The sequence below is a fragment of the Chthonomonas sp. genome, from assembly GCA_016788425.1.
Taxonomy (GTDB): Bacteria; Armatimonadota; Fimbriimonadia; order Fimbriimonadales; family Fimbriimonadaceae; genus JAEURQ01.
Genome location: JAEURQ010000001.1, coordinates 206,616 through 229,406 on the forward strand (window position 1 = coordinate 206,616; position 22,791 = coordinate 229,406).

A 22,791-nucleotide genomic window follows, 5' to 3' on the forward strand; every position below is an offset into this window, starting at 1 on the left:
ATTAGTGTCCGCCGATTCCGAGGCCCACCATGCTGCCGCCGCCGACATCGCCGGTGATGCTAAACCACTTGTCGGTGAGATACTTGCGGCAGATCGCGGCGACGGTTCCATCCGCCGCGCGAGCCTTTACATCAATGCGGCCACCGCTGGTGTTTTGCATGCCTTGCAGGGCGGTGAGCGCGGCCTCCGGACTTTCGCTGGCTTGCTCGATGGCGTCCAGAATCTCGCTGATCATGGTGCCGGTCTCATGGAGCGCAGTCTGATATTCGTTGCGCAGGGTTACGCACTCGGCTGGCGGGTTCACCGCCAAAAACTGTTCTTCGAGAGTTCGCCAATCGCGACGCTTGTCTTCGGCGCTGCGCCCCACCTTTTTGGAAGGCGCGTCTTCCGGATCGGGCGTCGGAGCGTCGGGGTCAGCGAGGTCGCGGACGGCATCAATGCCGCCGCGCAGACCGCTCATTTCAGTGAACATAATGAGCGCCTCGCTCAGCTGTTTGCGCGACATCTTTACGCGCATGCCCTCGATGCGCTCGACATGTTGCAGGTAGGCCAGCACGTCGGCGGGCATGGAAATCTTCTCGGCTTGGGTTTGCGTGAGGTTGCTGGCCGGTGGCGTTCCGTAAACCCGGAGCAACTCGGCTTGCGGCGCCGTGCCCTCAGTGCGGAGGAGTTGGCCCGAGTTTGCGGTGCCGTCGGCTTTCAGCAATTCGCCCGTGTTTGCGGTGCCGTCGGCAAGCAACACTTTTGGCTTGACTGGTTCGCCCGGCACCTTGAGTAATCCACTGCGAAACGCAAAGAACAGCGAGCCGGCACCAATGAGCAAGAACCCGAGGACGAGGGGCCAAAGCGGCTGCTTGCGCGGCACAAAAGCACCCGGCACGGGCGCGGCTTGCGCTACCGGGACCGCCGCTTTGGGAGCGACGGCCGCGGCGAGGCCGTGACCGCAGTTGGGGCAAAAACGGCTAGCCTGCGCGAGGCGATAATGGCACTTGGGGCATTCCATTTCGAATTGTTTACCAAAATAATAGACGGTATCTGGCACCAGATTCACTACTAATGTCACATCTCTCCGCCGAATTTTTTGCGTGCCTCGCGGCGATCGGCGACGAGGCGGCCACTCCCAAGGCGCTTTTGCGGTGGGGCGAGCGGTGGTCGGCGGACGTGGTTCGGGCGGCGGTAGAGCAACGGCAACTGCGGCAGCGAGCGGCGGCGCGGTTCGATTTTGCGCACGAGTGGCTCTGGGACGCCGACACGATGCAGATGGCCACGCACCCGCGGCTGGCCCGTTATCACGCATCCAAGTTTCTGGTGGGTGAGCCCGTGGTTGACCTGACGGCAGGGGCGGGAGTGGACTTGCGGGCGATCGCCCAGCGCGGTCGCAGCGTGGGGGTTGAACTCGACCCCGCTCGGGCCGAGCGACTCGCCGCGAACTTTGCGGGGTCGGCAGTTGAAGTGATCTGCGGCGACGGACTTGAGGTGGCCGCGTCTCAACCCGGGGTGAGCCTGTTCGCCGATCCCGCCCGTCGGTCTGGCGGCAAGCGCGCGGCGCGCCTGGAGGATGGCCTTCCGAACCCGCGCTTGGTGGCCGAGCTCGCCGCCGGACGCCCGCGGTTGGTGATGAAGCTGTGGCCCGGCGCGGACGTGGACGACGTGCTAGCGCTGGGCGCAACCGCTGTCGAAGTGGTGAGCTACCGCCACGAATGTCGCGAGGTTCTGGCGCTCTTTGGCGCGGCTTCTGAACCCGGGGTGTGGGCGGTTTGCTTGTCCGAAGACAGCGAACTACGGCTTCAGCGCGAAGGCGCCCTGGCGGTGGCGTCACCCGCTCTGGGCTGGATCGGCCAGCTTGATGTCGCGGCGGCGCGGCTGGGTTTGGCCGGGCAGCTCGGGTTCCAGTCTCTCTGGGCGACCCGGACCTACGTCACTTCTGCCGAACCGGTGCCCAGTGCGTGGGTGCGGAGTAGCTTTCGTGTGCTGAACGATGCTCCTTTCGACCGCAAGTCCTTGCGCGCTTGGGTGCGCGAATCCGGTCGTTTGGTGGATGCGGTGAAGATCGCCGGCGGGCTGGAGATTCGGCCCGAAGACGTAGAGAAAACCATGAACCAAGGCTTGCGAGGGCCGCGACACTTGGTACTCCTAATCTATCCGGCGGACACCGGCGTGCGTTGCGCGGTGTGCGAACTCAGTACCTGATCGTAAACGCCTAAAACTTGCTCAATCATGGCGCGGCTATCGTATTGGCCGGAAGTCGCGAGGGCACCAGCGGCCAGCTCAGCCCGAGTTTCCTCGTCCTTGAGCAATAACTGAAGGGCCTCGGCGATTTCCTCAGTTTGGTTGCGCACTAAGAAACCATTGACACCTTGCTGAACTGCGGCGCCCGCGCCGCCGCCTTGCGCGACTATCGCGGGTAAGCCATAAGCCATCGCCTCACTCACCACGAGGCCTTGGGTTTCGGTGACGCTGGCAAACGCAAACACGTCGGCCATCGCGTAATAGCGATCTACCTGGTCGCGAGCGACGAAACCTTCGAAGCGAACCCGGTCCCCAATGCCCAAATCGCCGGCCAGGCGTCGCGCGGCCTCGCGGAAGGGCCCATCGCCGACCATGACGAGCATCGCTTGGGGTTCGGATTGCATGGCGATCGCCACCGCGGCCAAGAGAGTTTCGATGTTCTTTTCCCGGGCGATGCGGCCCACATAGAGAAGTACCTTGGCGCTGTCGCCGATGCTCAACTGCCGGCGGACGGCCGCGCGTTCCAGGTTCTGCGTCGGCGCGGTCGCGGTCGCGATCACCGTGATCGGCGTCGTTACACTATGTCGCTGAAGCCAGCGCGCCGAGGCGTCGCTGGGCGTAATGACATGATTGACGTGACTGTAGTAAAAGTTCGTGTGTTTTGCGCACTTATAACGAATATAGCGTTTCGGAAAATAGGGAATATAGTGCGCGTACTTATCGTACAAAGTGTGATACGTGCTCACAATCGGCAGGCCGTGGCTTTGCGCCCAGCGCAAGCCCACAAACCCCATGGTAAAGGGCGTATGTGTGTGGATCAAGTCGAAGCGCTGGCGTCGAAACCGCGACAGCATCGGGTAGAACGGCGGCATCGCCAGCGGATAGTCGCGCGTCCACGGAGTTTCTAACGCAAAAAACCGGTGGCAGTTTGGGTCGGGCTCCTGGTAGCCCGGCGCGCCCGACGTGAACACATGCACCGAGTGACCCTGGTTACGAAGTTCGCGGACTTGGTCGCGAATGCTAATGCTTACGCCATTGAGAATCGGCGTGTAGGAGTCTGAAAAGACCGCAATGCGCAGCGCCATGTCACGCCTCTTCGCGAGGAGCGTGTTCCAACAACAGGCGTTCCAGAGTCACCGCATCGCAAAGGGCGTAGTACTCAGGCATCTGCGGCGGCATCAGCATTTTGTCAAAGCCAAAACTCAGCCGCTCAAACAGCGGATCGCGCCGATACAGATACACGCAAGGGCAATCGTAGTCGGCCACGCCCGGGATGAATGGCGTAAAGTGCGCCTCATTTTCAATCTGCGCGTACATGCCCATCATCGTGCCGTCGTAGACCAGATGTCGCACGGTCCCGAGCTCCGGAGAGCCAGCGGATTCCTCGACGAGCGCCTGCAAAATCTGGTTGCTCATTGCCCACGTGTGGGCCACCAGGTGCACCCGGTCGTGAAGCTCTTCGCCGCACACGTTGCCAAACCGGAAAATCTCCTCGTCGAGCATGAGCTCGGGAATGCGGTGCATGATCTCCGCCGCGCGATGCTGGCTGAAGGTGATGAACGTCACGTCGGTGCGGACGCCATAAGCGCGCCGCGCATCCATCAACTCGATAATCGGCCCCAGCAGCGCAAAGCGCTCACGGGTCGGCTCGACCCCACTGGCGATGCTAAAACAGTTGGTGCAGACCTTGATCGAAATCGGGCCGCCTTCGCTGGCGTAGTGTGAGGCCATTTCGGCCACGGCCTTGCGCAAACTCGGCAAACTGCGGGTGCTCGCGGGGCGGAGGCCACTCAGCAATCCGGGGCCAGTATTCTCGAACGCATCGAAAGTGTCACGCATGCCGTACGCGGAGTTTATTCCATTGCGCGACCGCCGTATACTAACGGCATGAGCCAAGTTGGCGAAATTCTCGATTCCATGGACTACGGTCCCGCGCCGGAAGCGGCGAACTTTGCCAACGAATGGCTGGATAAGCACGGGCGAAAGTTCGGCCACTACTTGGGTGGAAAGTGGGTCCCCGCCGAATCTCATTTCGCCAGCATCTGCCCGAGCACCGGCAAGGAACTCGCGCAGATCGGTCAGGGCTCCAGCGCGCAAGTGGACGAAGCCGTGAAGGCCGCTCGGGAAGGGCTCAAAGCCTGGACCAAACTCGGCCCCGCGGGTCGAAGCCGCGTGCTCTACGCGTTGGCGCGACAGATTCAAAAGCACTCACGGCTATTCGCCGTCCTCGAATCGCTCGACAACGGCAAGCCGATCCGCGAGACCCGCGACATTGACATTCCCTTGGTCGCGCGACACTTTTACTATCACGCGGGTTGGGCGCGGCTCATCGAAACCGAGTTTCCCGAGTACGAAAACGTGGGGGTTTGCGGGCAGATTATCCCGTGGAATTTCCCGCTGCTGATGCTGAGTTGGAAGATCGCCCCGGCCCTGGCGGCGGGCAACGCGGTCATTCTCAAGCCGGCGGAATTCACTTCGCTGAGCGCATTGTTGTTCGCCGAAATTTGCCATCAAGTCGGTGTCCCGGCGGGCGTGGTCAACATCATCACGGGCGATGGCGAGACCGGCAAGGCGATGGTGGCGCACGAGGGTATCGACAAGATTGCCTTTACGGGCAGCACCGAGGTTGGTCGTATTCTGCGGCGCGTCACGGCAGGCACGGGCAAAAAGCTCTCGCTAGAACTCGGCGGAAAGTCACCGTTTATCGTGTTCGAAGACGCGGACGTGGACAGCGCCATTGAAGGCATTGTGGATGCGATCTGGTTTAACCAGGGCCAGGTCTGCTGCGCTGGTTCGCGGTTGCTGGTGCAGGAAAGCATCGCCGATCGCTTCTACAAAAAGCTGCGTCGTCGCATGGAATCGCTACGCGTCGGTGATCCGCTCGATAAGGCGGTGGATATCGGCGCAATTGTGGACGCGACTCAACTGGCCCGCATCACCGAGCTGGTGGGCACCGGCGTGAAGGAAGGCGCGAAGTGCTTCCAGCCGAAGTGCAAGTTCCCCGAAGGCGGCTGGTTCTACCCGCCGACCCTGCTGACCGATGTCGAGCCGAGTTCGACGGTGGCGCAAGTTGAAATCTTTGGCCCCGTGCTGGTGGCCATGACGTTCCGCACTCCCGCCGAAGCGGTGGCTTTGGCAAACAACACCGTTTACGGGTTGGCCAGTTCGGTGTGGACGCAAAACCTCGACGTGGCGCACGATATCGCGGCGCAGATCAAGGCCGGCACGGTGTGGGTCAACTGCACCAACCAGTTCGATGCGAACGCGGGTTTCGGCGGTTATCGCGAAAGCGGCTTCGGTCGCGAGAGCGGTCGCGAGGGGATGTTCGAATATCTCCGGTGGCGCGCGCCCTATCTGCCTGCAGGCAATCTCGCCGAGATCAAGGAGTCGCCCAGCAACGGCGCGCTCGACCGCACGCACAAGCTGTTCATCGGCGGCAAGCAAGCGCGTCCCGACGGCGGTTATTCAATCTCACTGCCGGTTGCTTCGGGCGGAGTCGTCGAGGTGTCGCGCGGCAACCGCAAGGACATTCGCAACGCGGTCGAAGCCGCGGCCACTGCGGCTCCGGCTTGGGGCGCCCAAACCGGTTACCTCCGGTCGCAGATTCTGTACTTCCTCGCGGAGAACATGGAGGCGAATCGCGCCGCTCTTGAGACCGCGCTCACGGACCGCGGTGGTTCCGGTGACGAAGTGACGAAGGCCATCGACGCGGCGTTGCTGTTCGCCGGATGGGCGGATAAGCACGAGGGCACGGTCCACCCGGTGCCTCTGCGCGCCGTCACGTACACCCGCCCCGAGGTGCTCGGCGTGGTGGGCGTGGTGTGCGAAGACGCGCAGCCGTTGCTCGGATTTGTGAGCTCGGTGGCGGCAAACCTGGCGATGGGCAACGCGGTGGTCGTGATCCCGAGTCGGCACAACCCGCTCGCCGCGATGGAAATGATGCGCGTGATTGAGGCTTCGGACATTCCCTCCGGCGTGCTGAACATCGTGACGGGGCAGATCGATGAGCTGGTGCCCGACCTGGCCGGTCACGCCGGTGTGGATGCCCTTTGGTGCTTCGCCGACGCCGAAATCTGCGAGCAGGTCGAGCAGATGAGCGTGAGCAACCTCAAGCAAACGTGGTGTCTGCATGGTCATTCGCTCGATTGGACCAAAGCCCCCAGTGGCGAAATCTTGCGCCGAGCAACCCAGCTCAAGAACATTTGGGTTCCGTACGGTGCTTAATTTTGTCGGTTTTGCCAACCTTGGAGCAAGAACAGCCGTCAAAGAAAGTGCAATGAAGTCGACTTTTGGATTTGCCCTGGCCCTCGGTGTGGGTCTTTTGACAGCGGGTTGTGGCGGCGGAGGCGCCGGCGGCACTCTCCCGGCCGGACCGTTTATGTTGTTCGTCCAGAACAACAACACGTTGCTGCGCTACAGCATCGACACGGGCGCAACCACGATTCTGGGTAGTAGCCTGATTAATCCTCAGCACATCCGCATCAGCCCGGACGGAACCAAGTTCCTGGCGACCATCAACGGCGTGCTCGTTGTGGGGAGCACCGTCACCGGTAGCTACACCAACCTGACCGGCTACAAGTTTGGCGACTGGCAACTCAATGGCACCCGCATTCTCGCGGCCAACAATGGCAATGTGGTGCACAAGCTCACCACCACCGGCACCTCGCTGGAGTCGGTGTTCAACGGCAACTTCGGCGCCGGAATTTCCTCCATTGACTGCGACGATAACTCGGCCCAATTCCTGATCACCTACAACGTCACCGGCTTTGCCCAGCTCGCGCGGGTGAACTACATTGGTGGCGCGCCGACGTTTATCACCTCGGCCGGAGCCAACTACTACAACGGTCGCTGGAGCGATGACGGCGCCAAGGTGGTCGCGCAAACGGCGCTGACCGGCGATAGCAATTTGGCCGTGCTCAACGCGGATGCGACGGGACTCACCACAGTCGCGAACACGACTGACTTTGAAGGCGATGCGACGTTCGACGTGACGAACATGATTTTCTACACCAAGGGAAATGAGGTGTACTCGGCCACGGTCACGGGCAGTAACCAAACCTCGTACTTCGCGCCGGGCGGAACGATCCGTCTTGGCGACCTCTACCAGCCGTAAGGCAGAATAAAATTAGGCAACATGGCGATTGAAAGTCATGTTGCCTAATAATGTTTTGCGGTAGAATGAGCCATGCGATTCGAAACTAAGGCGATCCGCGTGGGGCAGGAGCTCGACCAGGACTATCTCGCCGTCACCCAACCGATTTATCAGACCTCAACATTCGCCTGGCGCAGCCTGGAGGACATTCCTCCGATTGACTACACGCGCTGTCAAAACCCGAACCGCGAAACCCTCGAAAAGGTAATCGCCTCGCTCGAAGAAGGCAAGCACTGCACCCTGTTTGGAAGCGGCATGGCGGCAATCGTTGCGTGCTTTGGGTTGCTCAAGCAGGGTGACCACTTGCTGATGGCCACCGATATTTATGGCGGCACGTTCCGCGTCGGCGAAAAAATGATGCCCAACCAAGGCATCGAGGTGAGCCACTTCGACGCTGGCGACCCCGCTTCGCTGCGCGCGGCGGCCCGGCCGAACACCAAGATGGTGATTTTTGAATCGCCGACCAACCCGACCATGCGGGTGATGGACATTGCGGCCCTTGTCGCCGAGGCTAAGAAGCTCGGCCTCATTACGGTGTTTGACAACACGTTCGCCTCGCCCGCGCTGCAGAATCCGCTGAAGCTTGGCATTGACCTGGTGGTCCACTCGACCACCAAGTACATCAGCGGCCATAGCGACATCATCGGGGGCGCGGTCGTGACCTCCAGCGATGAGCTTGGCTACGCGATGTTCGAGTGGAACAAGATGGTGGGCAGCGTGCCCAGCCCGTTCGATTGTTGGCTCACCCTGCGCGGCGTAAAGACGCTCGGCGTGCGGATGCGTCAGCACTGCGAAAACGCGCAGTTAGTCGCCGAGTTCTTGGCGCAGCACCCCAAGGTGGCCAGGGTCCACTTCCCGGGACTGCCCTCGCACCCGGATCACGAACTCGCCAAGCGGCAAATGACGAGCTTCGGCGCGATGATGAGCTTTGAGATTAAGGGCGATTATCAAGACGTGCGCCGATTCTGCGAGAGCACGAAGGTGTTTCTGCTCGCCGAGAGCCTCGGCGGAATCGAGTCGCTGATCGGCTATCCGGCCAAAATGTCCCACGCGACCATGACAGAGGAGCAGCGAATTGAGGCGGGAATCCCGGCCACGCTCATCCGCTTGAGCGTTGGCATTGAGAACGCTCAAGACCTGATTGACGACCTCGAAGCGGCGCTCAAGTAAACTAGGGGGATGAATTCCGCCGCGCTGTTGGCCCAACTCATCCCCAATCTCGACGCTTACCGAGGTTCCGACATCGTGGTCACCACGCCCGTGGATGGCAGCGAGCTTGCCTCGCTCCGCAAGCACTCGGAAGCGGAAATTAACCAAATGGTTGAGAACAGCGTCGCCGCGTTCAAGGCGTGGCGCGAAGTTCCCGGCCCGATTCGCGGCGAACTGGTTCGTTTGTACGGCGAGAAGCTCCGCGAAAAGAAGGAAGAACTCGCCCAGTTGGTCACGCTCGAGTGCGGCAAGATTCTGGAAGAAGGGCGCGGCGAAGTCCAAGAGATGATTGACATCTGCGACTTCGCGGTGGGCATTTCCCGGCAGCTCTACGGCCTCACCATTGCCAGCGAGCGCCCGAACCACGTGATGCAGGAAAACTGGTTGCCGCTCGGCCCGGTTGGCATCATCAGCGCGTTCAATTTCCCGGTCGCGGTGTGGAGTTGGAACGCCGCCCTCGCCTTTGTTTGCGGCGACTCGTGCCTGTGGAAGCCGAGCGAAAAGACGCCGCTCACCGCGCTTGCTTGCCAAGCCCTTTTCGAAGAAGTTGTCCGGGACTTTCCGAAGGCACCCAAGCATCTCAACCAGATCATCATCGGCGCGATGGCGGAAGGTAACCAAATGGTGGAAGACGCGCGCATCCCGCTCATTAGCGCCACCGGAAGCACGCGCATGGGCAAGGCGGTCGGTCAAAAGGTGGCCGCGCGGTTTGGTCGCTCACTCCTAGAACTCGGCGGCAACAATGCGATCATCGTCACGCCGAGCGCGGATCTCGCGGTCGCCGTGCCCAGCATTCTGTTTGGTGCGGTCGGGACGGCGGGACAACGCTGCACGTCCACGCGGCGCGTGTTCGTTCACCGCAGCATTTTCGAGAAGGTGTTCGAGACACTGAAGAGCGCGCTCCTGCAAATCGGCGAAAGCAAAATTGGCAATCCGCTGGAGGCCGGCACGTTGGTTGGGCCGCTCATCGACGAGATGGCTTACGACGCGATGGCCGCGGCGATGGAAGCTATCAAACCCCACGCCAGCGAGATCGTGGGCGGTCAGCGATTGAAGGTCGTGGGCGACGGCGTCTACGTGCATCCGGCGTTGGTGAAGCTGAACGAGCAAGCCGACCCCATGCATCACGAGACCTTTGCGCCGTTGACCTATGTGATGCCTTACGATGATTTGGCGCAGGTGATGGAGGCGCACAACGCGGTTCCGCAAGGGCTGAGCTCGGCGATCATGACCACCGACGTCCGCGAAGCCGAGTACTTCAAGCGGCACTCCGATTGCGGGATCGCGAACGTGAACATCGGCACCAGCGGCGCGGAAATCGGCGGTGCTTTCGGCGGGGAAAAGGAAACCGGCGGCGGACGCGAATCGGGCTCGGACTCGTGGAAGGCGTACATGCGCCGCCAAACCAGCACTACCTACTTCGGCACGGAGAAGCCGGCTCTGGCGCAAGGAATCAAGTTCGACGTCTAAGGCCAGCAGTTTTGCTAGGTTAGCATCACGTGATCCCCATTTCCGGGGATCACGTGTATATTTAACTCGTCGCACTTTGCGATTTTTGAGGAGAACAATGAAGTTAAATTCGCGATTTGCGCTCATGGCTGGCTTGAGCGCGCTGACAGTCGTCACAAACGCACAAATTTTTGCCGATCCTTGCGAGAGCCTCTCGGCCTACACCGTCGTCCAAAATCCGGACGCCTCGGCCGAAGTTGTCAACTACGGTAGCTTTACGCTGAACGACTCGCTCGGCAACCCGGTGAGCATCAGCATCCCCGAAGCTCCGCGTCCCATCTCGGGCGGCGGCGCAACCACGGGCATCATGCTCCGCGCCAACAAGAATGACTTGGTCGCCGGCACCCAAGGGATCAATCTGATCTTGAGCGCAAGCGGTACCCCCATTGAAGTCTCGACCAAGTACTACAAGCTTTCGCTCGATTGCTATATGAAGTGCGATGCTCCGACTGGAGTTGGCACCACTGAAGCGTTCAATGCGGGTGTCAGTCGACTCGGCAGCGCCGGACCGTTCGGTTATTACAACCGCTCCACCGCTGGCGACGGCAACTGGATCACTTACGTAGGCGACGGCGGTATTAACGGCACGGATATGCGGAACTACCGCGGCACCACTCAACTGGGTGGACTCGACGTCTCGAACCCGATTTGCCAATCGGTCTTCTCGGCTGTAAATGGATATGAGTTCATTGGCGCACCGAGCGGCAACTGGTCGCGCGTGGATCTTATCGTGAACAATGGCGTTATCTATTGGCGCATGAACGGTACTCCGATGCTGAGCGGTTCGTCGATTCTTTCGACGGACGGCAAGGTTTGGTTCGGCTACGATGATCCGTTTGGCGGCGTCGCTGGTGCCCCCGAAAAGCAGTACGCGATCGTGGATAACGTCGTCGTAACTGAATTGCCGAAGTTCACGGGCACGCTGGCCGTCAGCGGCTACGCTGGCGACATCACGACCGAAACATTCACCGCTCAAATCTTTGATAGCGCCGGGGTTCTGACCGACTCCCTTCCGTTTAAGGTGGATGCGAGTGGCAATTTCGAGTTCGGCACGACCATTCCGGCCTCGGGTTCGGTGGTCATCGTTGGCGACTCCACGCTGAACCGCTGGATGCAAAGCGTCACTCCGACGGTGAGCGGCACCAGCCTCGGCAACGTCAATTTGCTGAACGGCAACATCAACGGTGATGCCGTTATTGACATCGGCGATTACACGATCCTCGCCGCCAAGTTCGACGCGAGCAGCAGTGATCCTGACTGGAACACGGCCGGCGGCGATGGATTTAAGCCGAGCCAAGCCGACATCACTGGCGACGGCGTGGTGGACATTGCCGACTACACGCAGATCGCGGCGAACTTCGACGCGGCCAGCGAATACATTCCCTAAGCCTGGCTTAGCTCAAACCATAAACGGAGCCCAACATGGGGCTCCGTTTTTTTGGATTCACTTAGGTTCGGGCGTAAAGCGGCTAAAATTCCGAGTAGAGAATTGCGGGCTGGGTGAACAAAGTGTCATCTGTTTCGTAAACCCTCCTTGAGATTTCCATGCCAGGACCCCTTTCCTCTTTGTTGCCAACCGTTGATCTAGCCGAAACGAAGCTCGATCCGGCGGTGGTGTCCCTGGCCCCCGGCGACTTCGCGATTCAGCGTCAAGCGCTGCCACTCTTCCGCAACGGCGACGAGCTCGTGGTCGCGATCGGCAATATCGAATCGCTCTCCGCGGTCGATGAACTCGCTGTCATCACGGGTTTGTCCACCCGCGCCGTGCTCGCCGAACCGCAGGTGCTGCGCGACCGGATCGAAGAGCGTTATCTCGAATCCATGCTCGCTGACCTCCCTGCTGAGGAAGGCGCGGGCGTCACCGAGATTGACGAAACCGTTGACCTCGCTGACCTTCAGCGTTTGGCCGGCGAATCGTCGGTTGTCCAAATGGTCAACCTCATCTTCGCGCAAGCCGTGCGCGATGGCGCAAGCGACATTCACGTTGAGCCTTACGAAAAGCAGATGAAGGTTCGGTACCGCGTTGATGGCATGCTCCGCGACGTGATGAAGCCGCCCAAGCGCATGCACGCCGCGCTGATCTCGCGCATCAAGATTCTTGGCGAAATGAACATCGCCGAACGCCGCCTTCCGCAAGATGGCCGCATCAAGCTGAACCTCGCGGGCCGCAGCGTCGATATCCGGGTGAGCATTGTGCCGACCGTGTTCGGCGAACGCTGCGTCATGCGGATTCTGGACAAGGGTACGGCGATGCTCAGCTTGCCCGATCTTGGCTTCAGCGCACCAACCTTTGCTCGTTACAGTAAGGCAATCAGCATGCCCTACGGCATCATCCTCAGCACCGGCCCGACCGGGGCGGGGAAGTCCACCACGCTTTACGCGAGCCTGCAGGAAGTCTATTCGCCGACCAAAAACATCCTGACCATCGAAGATCCGGTCGAGTATCAAATCTCGGGCATCGGTCAGATTCAGGTGCGCAGTAACATCGGATTGTCGTTCGCCAGCGGCCTTCGCTCCATCGTCCGACAAGACCCCGACGTCATCATGGTTGGTGAAATCCGGGACGTGGAAACCGCCGAAATCGCGATTCACGCCTCGCTCACGGGCCACTTGGTCTTTAGCACCCTGCACACCAACGACGCGGCGGGCGCCATCACTCGCCTTATCGACATGGGCGTGGAGCCGTTCCTGGTCGCGAGTTCGCTGCTGGCCGTGGTCGCCCAACGACTCGTGCGCCGCAACTGCCCGTTCTGTTCCGCGCCGACCGAGTGGGATGAGGACGCAATGCAGGCAATTGGCGTGACACGCGAAGAGTTTCAGCACGCGCAGGTCGTCGCCGGTGTCGGTTGCGACAAGTGCCAAGGGAGCGGTTTCAAAGGTCGCCAAGGCATCTACGAACTTCTGCTGGTAGACGAGCCCGTGCGCCGGATGACGGTGGATCGCTCTTCCAGCAGCATCATTCGCGACCACGCGGTTCAAAATCAAGGCATGATCACGCTTCTGGCCGACGGAAAGCGCATCGTGCTCGAAGGCAAAACGACCCCCGCCGAGGTGATGCGCGTGAGCCAGCGCGAGGACTTCTAACGCATGCAGTCGTTTGCCTACACCGCGCTCGAACCGACGGGCAAAAAGCGAACCGGATTCCTCGACGCCGCCGATCAGGAAGCGGCGATCGCTCAGCTTTCGGCGCAAGGCACCTACGTCCTGGAGATCAAGCCGCAGGCGGCCACCGCGGTCGTCCGGAACACGAAGAAAGCTTCCCGCCAAGAAGTCGCGCTGTTCACACGCCGCATGGCCGACCTTGCCGCCGCCGGGCTCCCGCTCGACCGCGTGCTGCAGGTGGTTGCTGAGCAAAGCGAATCCGGGCAGCTCATCGAAATTTCGGAGCAGGCGCTCGCCGATGTTCGCACGGGTTTGCCGATCTCGGCCGCGCTCGCCAAATATCCCAAGGTCTTTCCGTTGCAGTACACCGAGACTCTGCGCGCGGGTGAAGCCAGCGGCCAGTTTCCCGAGGTCGCCACCCGCCTCGCCGATCTGCAGGAAACCGAAGTCGCTCGCCGAAGCCAAATCAGCTCGGCGCTGATCTACCCGACCATTCTCTTAATCGCGGCAATCGGGGTCGTGTTCTTCCTCATCCTGTTTGTCGTGCCCCGCATGATCGGCATCTTCAAGGACCTCGGCAACGACCTGCCGCTTTCGACGAAGATCTTGCTCTCGACCGCCGACTTCCTCACCAAGAACGGCTTGGTTGCCTTTGGTGCGTTGGTCGCGATTGTGTTGATTCTGCGCGGGTGGTTCGCCACCGAAGCCGGCGCGATCTCTCGTGACCGATTCCTCATGCGCGCGCCGATCATCGGCAAAGTGGTGGGCAAGGCGGTGGTTTCGCGGTATGCGCGCATCCTCGGCACCTTGCTCTTCGGTGGCGTTCCGATCCTTGAGGCCCTGCGCCTGAGCGGTTTGGCCAGCGGAAATCGCCTGTTCCAGGTCACCAGCGAGCAGGTCGCCAACGATGTCCGCGAGGGCAAGCGCATTCACCAGGCCATGCGCGACAGCAACGAGTTTCCTCCCGTTCTTCACCATATGGTTGCCATTGGTGAGGAAACCGGTGACTTGCCCGCGGTTCTCAACCGCGTAGCCACCAGTCTCGATTTTGAGGTCGAAGTCGGCCTCCGTAACCTAGTCGCCAAAATTGAGCCGCTCATCCTCGTGCTCATGGGCGCGTTCGTCGGCTTTGTGGTGCTCAGTATTGCGCTCCCCATCTTCCAAGCACAAAATCTCGTCAAGTAATCCTATGAAGTTGAACTCATTCCGTAACCGTCGCCGAGGCTTCACCCTGATCGAACTCCTCGTCGTTATCCTCATTCTCGCCATTCTCGCGGCGATGATCGTGCCGCGCGTTGTGGGCCGAACCGACGACGCCAAGCGCGCCAAGGCCCTCAGTGACCTTTCGGCGCTCTCGTCCGCGCTCAGTCAGTTCCGACTCGACGTGGGACGTTACCCGACCACCGAAGAAGGCCTCGAATCGTTGCGGTCCGCGCCGTCGGACGCCACTGGCTACCGTGGCCCGTACACGACCAAATCCATCCCGCTTGATCCGTGGGGATTTGAATATGAGTACGAATATCCGGGCTCGGCCGGCGACGACAGCTACCTGCTGATGAGCTTCGGCCAAGATGGAGCGGAGGGCGGAGAAGGCAACGCCAGTGACATCGTCGAAGGCGAATAGTCGCCGCGCCGCCTTCACGCTCCTTGAGCTGTCGGTGGTCGTTGTGATTATTGCGGTGATCACCGGGGCGGTTGCTCCGGCGGTGGGCCGCTGGAAAACGGGCGCGGACCTGCGTCAGTTCTACGCCCGTGCGCAAGCCTTGGCCAGCGAAAGCCGCGAACTTGCCGTGCGACAACGCACGACCCTGCGCCTTACCGTGGAGGGCGAGAGCGTGGTGCTCCGCTCGGGCGTCACCGAGGAGGAGGAAGGTCAGGCGGTGCGGACCTTGACCCTTCCGGACAACGTATCGTTAAGTAGCGCCACTCGTCAGGCGACGACAGAGACGACCGACGGATTTGTCATTAGCTACTACCCGGACGGTAGCTCCGATGGCGGCACGCTGACCTTCGAATCTGACGGAAGTCCGCGCGCCCTCCGCGTGGACAAGCAAGGCCGCGCTGACTTTGTGGCGAGCGATGCGCCCGAAACCGGCGAAGGCGAGACGTGGTCGGCGGGAGATTTGGAGGTACGCAGTGGCTAAGCGCAAAGGATTTAGCTTGGTGGAAGCAATGGTGGCAACCGCGTTTGTCGGCATCGGACTTTCGGCGATTTTGGGCGGAATGGCTCAGCTCAACCGTAGCGAGGCGCAGGGCCGCGCCCGCGAGCAAGAACTCGTGCTCGCCACTCGCAAAATGCGCGAACTCGTGGCGACTCAGGATTACAATAACGCGCCGGTGGATGGCGATTTCTCGGCGGAAGGCGTGCCCAATCTGCGTTGGAGCCTCACCAGCGAACCGGCGCAAGTGGAGTCCATGGTCAATCTGCGGCTGACCGTTCAGGACGCGAGTGGCCAAGACGTCGCGACGCTCGACCAAATGGCGTTTGCGCCTACGGTGACCACGGAGGCGACGAACTAATGCGTCTGCGCGCCGGGATTACTCTTGTGGAGACCATCGTGGTGGTCGCCATCATGATGGTCCTCATGGCTGCGCTTAGCTTCGCCATCAGCATCGGCACCCGCAACGAAACGCTCGGCGCCGAGCAGGGCCGCCAACTCCAGCGACGTCTCGATTTTGAAGATCGTGTGACGCAGCTGCTCGAATCCGCCGCAGTCTCCACCGACCAAGACGACCTGCGCACCTATATGGTCGCCGAAACGAAAGGCGACACCTTGGTGACCAACCCGGCCAGCGACCTCGGCGAACTGCCGGATACGCTCACCTTTACGGCGTACTCTCCGCGCCTGCCCGGCGCGTTCCTGGCCAGCACCGACGACTTCGAAACCGCCAACGAGACGTACCGTCCGCAGGGCGGCATCAGCGAATACACGATCAGCCCGGTGGCCACCGGCGACTCCGGTCAGCGCGAGGGCTTATTCCTCCGCACCCAAACGCCGAGCGACGGCGACCACACTCAGGGCGGCCTGGAGGAAGTGTTTTCCGACAACGTGCTGAGCACCGGCTTTGAATTTTGGGACGGCCTCCAGTGGACCGCAACCTGGGACACGACCACGGCGGGCACCAAGCGGCTGCCGAGCGCCATCCGTGTGAGCTACACACTGGTCAACGATCCGCAGAACACCTACTCGTTCGTGGTCCGACTTCCCAGTAGTGACGTGACCACCGATAACCCGGCGGAAACCACCTCGACGGAGGGCGCATGAAGCGTCGCGGCGTCGTCTATATCGTGGCGCTCATCGGCATGGCCGGTCTGCTCGCCGTGCTCGGTGGCATCGCCGTTCGGCAGCGAGCGGTGTTCGCCGCGCGCCAAAACCGCGTGGACTTCGCGCGCGCCGAAGGGATCTACGAATCGGCGGTGGCCCGAGCCATGGCCGAGATTGACCTGATTGAAGCGGGGTCGGCCACGACCTTGGCCGATGACTGGGCCTTGCTCGGTAGCGGCGGCAACGACAATTTCATCGTCGGCACCGGCTCGTTCCGGCTCGAAATCGTGGACGCGTCCTCGCGGCTTGACCTGAACTCGATCACGGTGGAGGAGTTGGAAAAGCTCGGCATCACGGAAGACCTTTCCGATGCGCTGCTCGACTGGCGAGAAGCCGGCCAGGCACCCCGCGCGCAGGGCGCCAAGGACGAATATTACAACACCCTGACCAACCCCTATAACGCCGCGGTGGAGCCGTTCCGCACGGTCAACGAATTGCTCTTGGTGAAGGGCTTTACCCCCGCGACGCTGTATGAGCCGCTCCAAGATGCGGCTGCCGAACTGATCTCGGGTGACACCACGCAGCTGCCGATTTTGGCCGACATGCTGAGCGTCGGGGCGACCTCGGAGCCAGTTCAGCCCGAAGGTGCCACGCTCCAAAATCTTGCGCAAGTCCAGAACGCCCAGGCGATCAACCAGGTCATTCAAAACCTGCCGCTCGCGACCCAGATTTTCAACCAGCGGCAGCAGTTTCAGACCATGGGCGACGTGATGGAGGTGCCGGGAATGACCGTCGCCGCGGCGGCTCAATTGTTGGATCGCTTTACGGTGGGCAATGCCGCGACTTACAGTGGTCGCACAAATCTTAACACCGCAAGTGAGGCAGTACTGAACACGCTGCCAAACTTTACGTCTGACCTTTCAGCCGGAGTTCTGAGTCTTCAAGAAGCAGGCATGACGCGAATGGGAGAGATCGCCGAATTGCCGGGCATGACGCCGCAGATTCTCGCCGATGTGGTCGACCGAGTCAACCTCAACTCTCGTAGTTTCTTATTGCGAATTCAAGCGCGGTATCAAACTGGAACGATTGAGCGCGAGGTTCTCGTAAATCTCACGGACCAAGGGCCGCAAGTGGTGCGCTACGAAACTGTCTCGCAAGACGACGTAGCCAACCGCTGGCAATGGGATGCCGAGACTGGCGCCGACATAGAACTGATCACGAATTCATGAGCCGCGAAATCAACCCTGTCCTCGTCTGGAGCCCGCAAGCCGCCATTGTTCAAACCAAGGCGGGGAGCGCCGTATCGGACGAGAACCCAGCCGCCGCGCTGGAGCGCGCGGGAGTACGCGGGCCGCTCACGGTCGCCCTTGCTCGCCGCAGCGTGTTTGTCAAGGCGGTGCCTTTGCCCGCGGCCAGCAAAAACGAAGTGCGCGGCATTGTGCAAGTGCAACTCGGCAAAATTTTCCCGGCCAGCGAAGGCGGATACGCCTTCGATCTGCTGGCAAGCTCGCACCAAACCCTCGACGGTCGTCTGACCAGCGTTTTCGGGGCCCCGCAAGAAACGCTGGACCTCGTGCGGGAGTCTCTCCCCGCCGGGTCCCGCGTGGAAAGTCTGGTGCCGGTGGCGCTGGGATCGCTCCTTATTGCGCAGGGCTTGAATCTGAACGACGCGGTGGTGGTTGAACCCGCCGAGTCGGGATTCGGCATCGACGTGATTCATCATGGCGCGCTGCTGTACTCGCGCGTCGTGACCCGTGAACTCGATGCCGCCGGGCTCGCCCAAGAAATTTCGATGACGCTCGCCGCGGCGGGCGTTGAAGCGGTGCCAGTCATTGCGGCGGGCAATCTCGAACTCGACACGCCGCATCGCACAACTCAGACTTCAGCGCAGGCGCTCGCTCAACGAGGCACGCTCGGCGTGGGCATGCAAGCTCCCGGCGAAATCGCCGCCCGCGAAGCGAAGGTTTCGTCCGGTCGTGGACGACTCGCCGCGCTAATGGCGGCCGCGGTCGTGGTCACCGGTGCACTCGCGTTCCTCGATCGCAGTGATGCGCAAGCCGCGGTGGACAAAAAGGATGCGAAGTGGCGGGCCGAGAGCGCCAAGCTGCGCAAGATTCGCGACAACGCCCGGTCCGACGCCGACAAGGCGAAGACTCTGGCCGATCGCACGCGACAGATTTTGATGCCGGCGCAACCCGTCGGCGACGTATTGACGCTCGTCACCAACATGGTGCCGCAAGACGCGTGGGTCATCGGCGTGGCGTTTGATCGCGGAAAGCCGATGCAGATTCGCGGCTCGTCGCTCTCGGAAGACGCGGTCACCGCGTATCTCGACGCGCTCAACACGAGCGACCGATTGCGCGATGTGAAGCTCGTCTTCACGAACCGCTCGAAGGTGGAAGATAAAGATATTGTGAATTTCTCAATTACGGCTCGCGCAGTAGGGAATACTCCGCAGGAGCCGCTTAAGACCATGAAGAAGGGGGCGGCGTCGAAGCCAAAGGCATGAAGGGCTGGAACATCATGATTGGGGTTTGCCTCGCGCTCTTGGCCACCATTGCCGCGCTGGACTTTTTCGTGCCGAAGCCGAAGTCGCCCCTCAACCCGGCGGCCAAGCAAAAGCAGCTCGTCGAGCTCACCGATGAGGCCAAGCAGGCGAAGGAGCAACTGAGCGCCGAATCGGCGTTTGTCTCAAGCCAACTGTGGACTGAAAATGAGGCCGAGATCGGCCCCGCCGTGCTTACCGAAGTGAAGACGGCCGCCACCTCGCAGGGCCTCAACCTCAAGTCGTTCCGGCCGCAACGGTCGGTGCAAGAATCGCGCATTGAGCGCTACCCGTTCCAGGTGAACGTCGAAGGGGCGTTTCCCAACGTGCTGAGCTTTGTGGCGAACCTCGAAGCGCCCGGCACTCGCCTCGGTGTTTCGCTTGTCCAATGCTCGGCGCTGGATGGCGATCGCACCACGGTGGCCGCCACCATCGCGATCGTCGCGGTGCGCGATCGGGAAGCGAAACCCGCGGTTGTAAGCAAGGAGCCGACCAAGCCGGCCACGGACAAACCCGCCGTGGAGAAAGTTGAAAAAGGGGTGAAGAAAGATGCCTAAGATCAGTCGACCGACCCAGATTCTTGTCGCCGGAGCGCTCATTGGAATCACGTACATGGCGACCAGCGAGGAAGCCGTGCCCGAACGCCAGACGCGAAAGCGCCCGACGGCGTCCTCGCAGACCAAGGTGTACGCCGATGGAATTACCCAGGCCGACATCGATGCCAAGTTCGAGCCCCTGAATCAAACGCCGAAAGACGCGTTCCAACCGCTCGTTAAACGCGAGTCGCGACGCAGTGACTTTAACCAAACCGTGGCTCCCGACGTGATTCCGGCTGGGTTCGCCGCTGGCGAATCGGGATGGACCTTCACTGGCATCGTTGACACAAACGGAAAAACCGAAGCACTTTTGGAGAACAAAGGGAGCGGAGCAAGCGTTTTCCTTGGTGAGGGCGAAAAATGGAAGGATCTAACTGTGGAGTCGATCGGCTCGGCCACGCTGTCTATCAGCGGCCCCGACGGCAACATGAGGGTTCTTCGATTGAACGATGGCGACAGTGTTTTGCCGAATGTGAGCATTGCGCGGGGGAATGAACCGATGAACCCTACGCTCAGTGGCCCCATTGGCAACCGATTTGAAATTACGCCCAGCAATGGGCCCAACCGCTCCGCGCGAGCAGAGATTACGAATGAAACTCGATAAGCGATTATTCCTGGCGATGGCCCTCCTTCCGGTGGTTGCCACTGCCCAATTTGACTTCGGCGGCGGTTCGCGAGAACCGGCGAAGGAATCGTGGGAAGAGTTCAAGTTGAACGCCAAGACGCGCGTGAAGCTCGACTTCCGAAACGCATCGGTGGACAGCATCATCTCTTACTTCAGCAAGACCTCGGGCGTCACGATCATCAAGGATCCGGCGCTCACCGGTAGCCTCACGCTGACCAGCCCGAACTCGCTCTCGCTGAGCGATGCGTTCGCGATGCTCAAGTTGACGCTGGACCTGAAGAACTTCGAAATGAAGAAGGAAGGCAAAGCGATTGTCATTCGGCAAAAGCGGCAAGATAATCGCGGCGGCTGGGGTGGCGGTACACAGGGTCAGGGCAACTCTGGTTTTGGCGGCATGAACATGGAGCAGATGTCGCAAATGTTCGGCGGCAACAGCCGTAACGAACTCAAGGTTTATCCGCTCAAGAACGCCAACGCAAGTCAAGCCGCGCGCGTGGTGAACGAAGTCTTCGCCGGGTCTCAGAGTCCGTTTGACCAGTTCATGCAGCAAATGGGCACGGGCGGCATGTCCGGCTTCGGCGGCAACCAAGGATTTGGCAACCAAGGCGGACGTCAAGGCCAGGGCGGCGGCAACAATCCGTTCACGGGCGGCGGTCGCAACCAGGGCGGCGGTGGTCGCGGCGGATTTGGACGCATGGGATTTGGCGGTAGCACGCAAACCGTGCGCGCTTCCTCGGACGACTACTCGAACTCGGTGATCGTCAACGCGCCCAGCGCGGATCAGCGCCAAGTGGAAGCCCTGCTCAAGCAAATTGATAAGGAAACCGAGCAGCCGCTCAAGCCCGTCGTGTACCGCCTGGAATACGCCGCGGCATCCGATGTTTCGGTGGCCGTTCAAAACGTGCTGACGACCAACGCACCGCGCGGACGCGGCGGCGCAAGCTCGCAAAACGTTCCGATTGAGCAGCGCTTCCAGCAAGCTGCTCGCTTTGGAAACGCGCAAGCTGCGTTTGGTACAGTGGTCGCCGATGTGCGCACCAATAGCCTCGTCGTGACCGCGACCGAGGACAACCACGAACTGATCACGGCGGTGCTCAAGGAACTGGATCGCCCGATTGAATTGCAAAGCAGCACCTTTGTCGTGCCGCTTAACAACGCTCGCGCCGACCTTGTGGCTCAGTTGCTGAACCAAACGTTCGGCACGCGATCTGGGACCGGCACCGGGAACCGCAACACGAACACGGTTGGTCGCAGCCCGCAAACCCAAAACCGCTTGAACACCGGAAACAACGGTGGTGGCGGCGGAACGGGACGCTCGCGCGAATACGTTCCGTCGGACGACGAAATGAGTTCGGGCGCGCTGAATCTGGAAGGACAGATTGACCCCGAAACCGGCGAGTTCGTTCCGGTCGTGGCCGTGCAACAGGGCGGCGGATTCAACTTCTTCCAACAAGGTGGCGGTGGCCAAAATCGTCAGCAAAACCAGGGTCGCCAAACGACCGGTCGCGATGCCCAGGGTCGCTTGGTCAACGTCAACGACTTGACCAACCAGATCACGGTTATTCCCGATCAAAACACGAACAGCCTCATCATCGTTTCGTCGCCGGACCAAGTGGAACTGATCAAGCAAATCTTGAATCAGCTCGACCGGATTCCTGAGCAGGTGATGATCGAGACCGTGATTGTGGAAGCCACGCTCGACGCCAGCAGCAAGCTGGGTATTGAGTGGAACTTCTCGCAGTCCCGACCGTTCGGCACGCCGGGCACCAACGGCAACGCCGCGGGTGCATTCGGCTTGCAAAACGCGAGTCCGGCCCTGCAAGGGTTCCGCTACACCCTGACCGGTGGCGCGCTCACTGGCTTCATGAACGCGCTCGCGACGGACAAGAAGTTCCAAGTGCTGTCCACACCGCGCATCTTCACCTCGAACAACGCGCAAGCTCAGATCAACATCAGCCAGCGTGTGCCGTACGTGCTGAGTTCGCGAACCGACGCGAACAACAACCTGACGTTCACGTACGCCTTCGAAGACGTGGGGATCATCCTCACCGTCACGCCGCGCATTACGAGCAACGGTTACGTGACGATGGAAGTGAACCAAACGGCAAACGACCTGCAAGGGTTTACTGACTTCAACGCGCCGATTATCAATCAGCGCGAAGCCGATACGACCGTGAGCGTGAAGGACGGCGAGACCATTATTCTCGGCGGCATCATCCGCAACTCGGTCACCAGCACGGTGAAGAAGATTCCGCTGCTGGGCGATATCCCGCTGCTGGGCAACCTGTTCAAGTCGACGGACAAGTCGAACGTGAAGACGGAACTGCTGGTCTTCCTCACTCCGCGCGTCGTGCGCAACGAGGACGAAGCCCGCAAGCTCAAGGAAGACGAAGTCAACCGCCTAAGCAAGCCAACCCAAAAGACGCTCGACGGTACGGTGAAGAAATCCACCGGGCCCAAGCTTGAAGTCAAGGACATGAAGGACGTCAAGAAAGACGAAAAGAAGGACGACAAGAAGGGCGGCACGGGCGGCGAAACCCAAACGAAACCAAATTAAC

Annotated in this window: 20 protein-coding genes; 17 read left to right on the forward strand and 3 right to left on the reverse strand. The window is 60.9% G+C overall.

What is annotated here, in order from left to right; genetic code table 11:
- Position 1: 1 nt before the first annotated feature.
- Positions 2 to 1,003: a hypothetical protein gene (locus JNJ45_01030; protein ID MBL8047240.1), complete on the reverse strand. Its 1,002-nt coding sequence runs from the start codon at positions 1,001 to 1,003 to the stop codon at positions 2 to 4.
- A 53-nt stretch (positions 1,004 to 1,056) separates the two neighbouring features.
- On the opposite strand from JNJ45_01030, the gene JNJ45_01035 reads away from it, so the two are divergent.
- Positions 1,057 to 2,190 carry a hypothetical protein gene (locus tag JNJ45_01035; protein ID MBL8047241.1) on the forward strand — a complete coding sequence of 378 codons (1,134 nt, stop codon included), beginning with the start codon at positions 1,057 to 1,059 and terminating at the stop codon, positions 2,188 to 2,190.
- On the opposite strand, the gene JNJ45_01040 is transcribed toward JNJ45_01035, so the two are convergent.
- Both JNJ45_01040 and JNJ45_01045 read right to left on the reverse strand, forming a co-directional pair.
- Positions 2,139 to 3,314, reverse strand: coding sequence for a glycosyltransferase (locus JNJ45_01040; GenBank protein MBL8047242.1), 1,176 nt, complete (start codon positions 3,312 to 3,314; stop codon positions 2,139 to 2,141). The two genes, JNJ45_01035 and JNJ45_01040, sit on opposite strands and share 52 nt — an antisense overlap.
- A 1-nt stretch (position 3,315) precedes the next feature.
- Complete coding sequence (locus tag JNJ45_01045) at positions 3,316 to 4,068, reverse strand: hypothetical protein (GenBank protein ID MBL8047243.1); 753 nt, start codon at positions 4,066 to 4,068, stop codon at positions 3,316 to 3,318.
- 48 nt (positions 4,069 to 4,116) lie between these two features.
- Between JNJ45_01045 and JNJ45_01050 the strand changes: the two genes are divergently transcribed.
- The 16 genes from JNJ45_01050 (at position 4,117) to JNJ45_01125 (ending at position 22,790) form a co-directional block, all read left to right on the forward strand.
- Positions 4,117 to 6,453 (forward strand): aldehyde dehydrogenase family protein, encoded by a 2,337-nt coding sequence (locus JNJ45_01050; GenBank protein ID MBL8047244.1) that lies wholly within the window; start codon positions 4,117 to 4,119, stop codon positions 6,451 to 6,453.
- A gap of 52 nt (positions 6,454 to 6,505) precedes the next feature.
- The gene (locus tag JNJ45_01055; GenBank protein MBL8047245.1) at positions 6,506 to 7,342 is read left to right on the forward strand and encodes a hypothetical protein; all 837 of its coding nucleotides are present in this window, start codon (positions 6,506 to 6,508) and stop codon (positions 7,340 to 7,342) included.
- Between the two features lie 72 nt (positions 7,343 to 7,414).
- Positions 7,415 to 8,551: a PLP-dependent transferase gene (locus JNJ45_01060; GenBank protein MBL8047246.1), complete on the forward strand. Its 1,137-nt coding sequence runs from the start codon at positions 7,415 to 7,417 to the stop codon at positions 8,549 to 8,551.
- A gap of 9 nt (positions 8,552 to 8,560) precedes the next feature.
- On the forward strand, positions 8,561 to 10,060 hold the full coding sequence (locus JNJ45_01065; GenBank protein ID MBL8047247.1) for an aldehyde dehydrogenase family protein: 1,500 nt from the start codon (positions 8,561 to 8,563) through the stop codon (positions 10,058 to 10,060).
- 124 nt (positions 10,061 to 10,184) lie between these two features.
- A complete protein-coding gene (locus JNJ45_01070) occupies positions 10,185 to 11,486 on the forward strand; it encodes a hypothetical protein (GenBank protein MBL8047248.1) in 1,302 nt (433 codons plus the stop codon).
- Positions 11,487 to 11,668: 182 nt separating this feature from the next.
- Positions 11,669 to 13,183: a Flp pilus assembly complex ATPase component TadA gene (gene tadA / locus JNJ45_01075; GenBank protein MBL8047249.1), complete on the forward strand. Its 1,515-nt coding sequence runs from the start codon at positions 11,669 to 11,671 to the stop codon at positions 13,181 to 13,183.
- A 3-nt stretch (positions 13,184 to 13,186) separates the two neighbouring features.
- Positions 13,187 to 14,386, forward strand: a complete 1,200-nt coding sequence (locus tag JNJ45_01080; protein ID MBL8047250.1) for a type II secretion system F family protein — start codon at positions 13,187 to 13,189, stop codon at positions 14,384 to 14,386.
- 4 nt (positions 14,387 to 14,390) lie between these two features.
- The gene (gene gspG, locus JNJ45_01085; GenBank protein MBL8047251.1) at positions 14,391 to 14,825 is read left to right on the forward strand and encodes a type II secretion system major pseudopilin GspG; all 435 of its coding nucleotides are present in this window, start codon (positions 14,391 to 14,393) and stop codon (positions 14,823 to 14,825) included.
- A complete protein-coding gene (locus tag JNJ45_01090; GenBank protein MBL8047252.1) occupies positions 14,803 to 15,345 on the forward strand; it encodes a prepilin-type N-terminal cleavage/methylation domain-containing protein in 543 nt (180 codons plus the stop codon). The genes gspG and JNJ45_01090 overlap by 23 nt, the downstream gene beginning before the upstream one ends.
- Positions 15,338 to 15,721, forward strand: coding sequence for a prepilin-type N-terminal cleavage/methylation domain-containing protein (locus JNJ45_01095; protein ID MBL8047253.1), 384 nt, complete (start codon positions 15,338 to 15,340; stop codon positions 15,719 to 15,721). Before JNJ45_01090 ends, JNJ45_01095 begins: the two co-directional genes overlap by 8 nt.
- Complete coding sequence (locus JNJ45_01100) at positions 15,721 to 16,467, forward strand: prepilin-type N-terminal cleavage/methylation domain-containing protein (protein ID MBL8047254.1); 747 nt, start codon at positions 15,721 to 15,723, stop codon at positions 16,465 to 16,467. Before JNJ45_01095 ends, JNJ45_01100 begins: the two co-directional genes overlap by 1 nt.
- Entirely contained in the window at positions 16,464 to 17,696 is a 1,233-nt protein-coding gene (locus tag JNJ45_01105) for a general secretion pathway protein GspK (GenBank protein ID MBL8047255.1), read from the forward strand. The genes JNJ45_01100 and JNJ45_01105 overlap by 4 nt, the downstream gene beginning before the upstream one ends.
- Positions 17,693 to 18,976 carry a PilN domain-containing protein gene (locus tag JNJ45_01110; GenBank protein MBL8047256.1) on the forward strand — a complete coding sequence of 428 codons (1,284 nt, stop codon included), beginning with the start codon at positions 17,693 to 17,695 and terminating at the stop codon, positions 18,974 to 18,976. Before JNJ45_01105 ends, JNJ45_01110 begins: the two co-directional genes overlap by 4 nt.
- A complete protein-coding gene (gene pilO / locus JNJ45_01115; protein ID MBL8047257.1) occupies positions 18,973 to 19,569 on the forward strand; it encodes a type 4a pilus biogenesis protein PilO in 597 nt (198 codons plus the stop codon). The genes JNJ45_01110 and pilO overlap by 4 nt, the downstream gene beginning before the upstream one ends.
- Positions 19,562 to 20,212, forward strand: a complete 651-nt coding sequence (locus JNJ45_01120; GenBank protein MBL8047258.1) for a hypothetical protein — start codon at positions 19,562 to 19,564, stop codon at positions 20,210 to 20,212. The genes pilO and JNJ45_01120 overlap by 8 nt, the downstream gene beginning before the upstream one ends.
- Positions 20,199 to 22,790 carry a hypothetical protein gene (locus tag JNJ45_01125; protein ID MBL8047259.1) on the forward strand — a complete coding sequence of 864 codons (2,592 nt, stop codon included), beginning with the start codon at positions 20,199 to 20,201 and terminating at the stop codon, positions 22,788 to 22,790. The genes JNJ45_01120 and JNJ45_01125 overlap by 14 nt, the downstream gene beginning before the upstream one ends.
- Position 22,791: the final 1 nt, after the last annotated feature.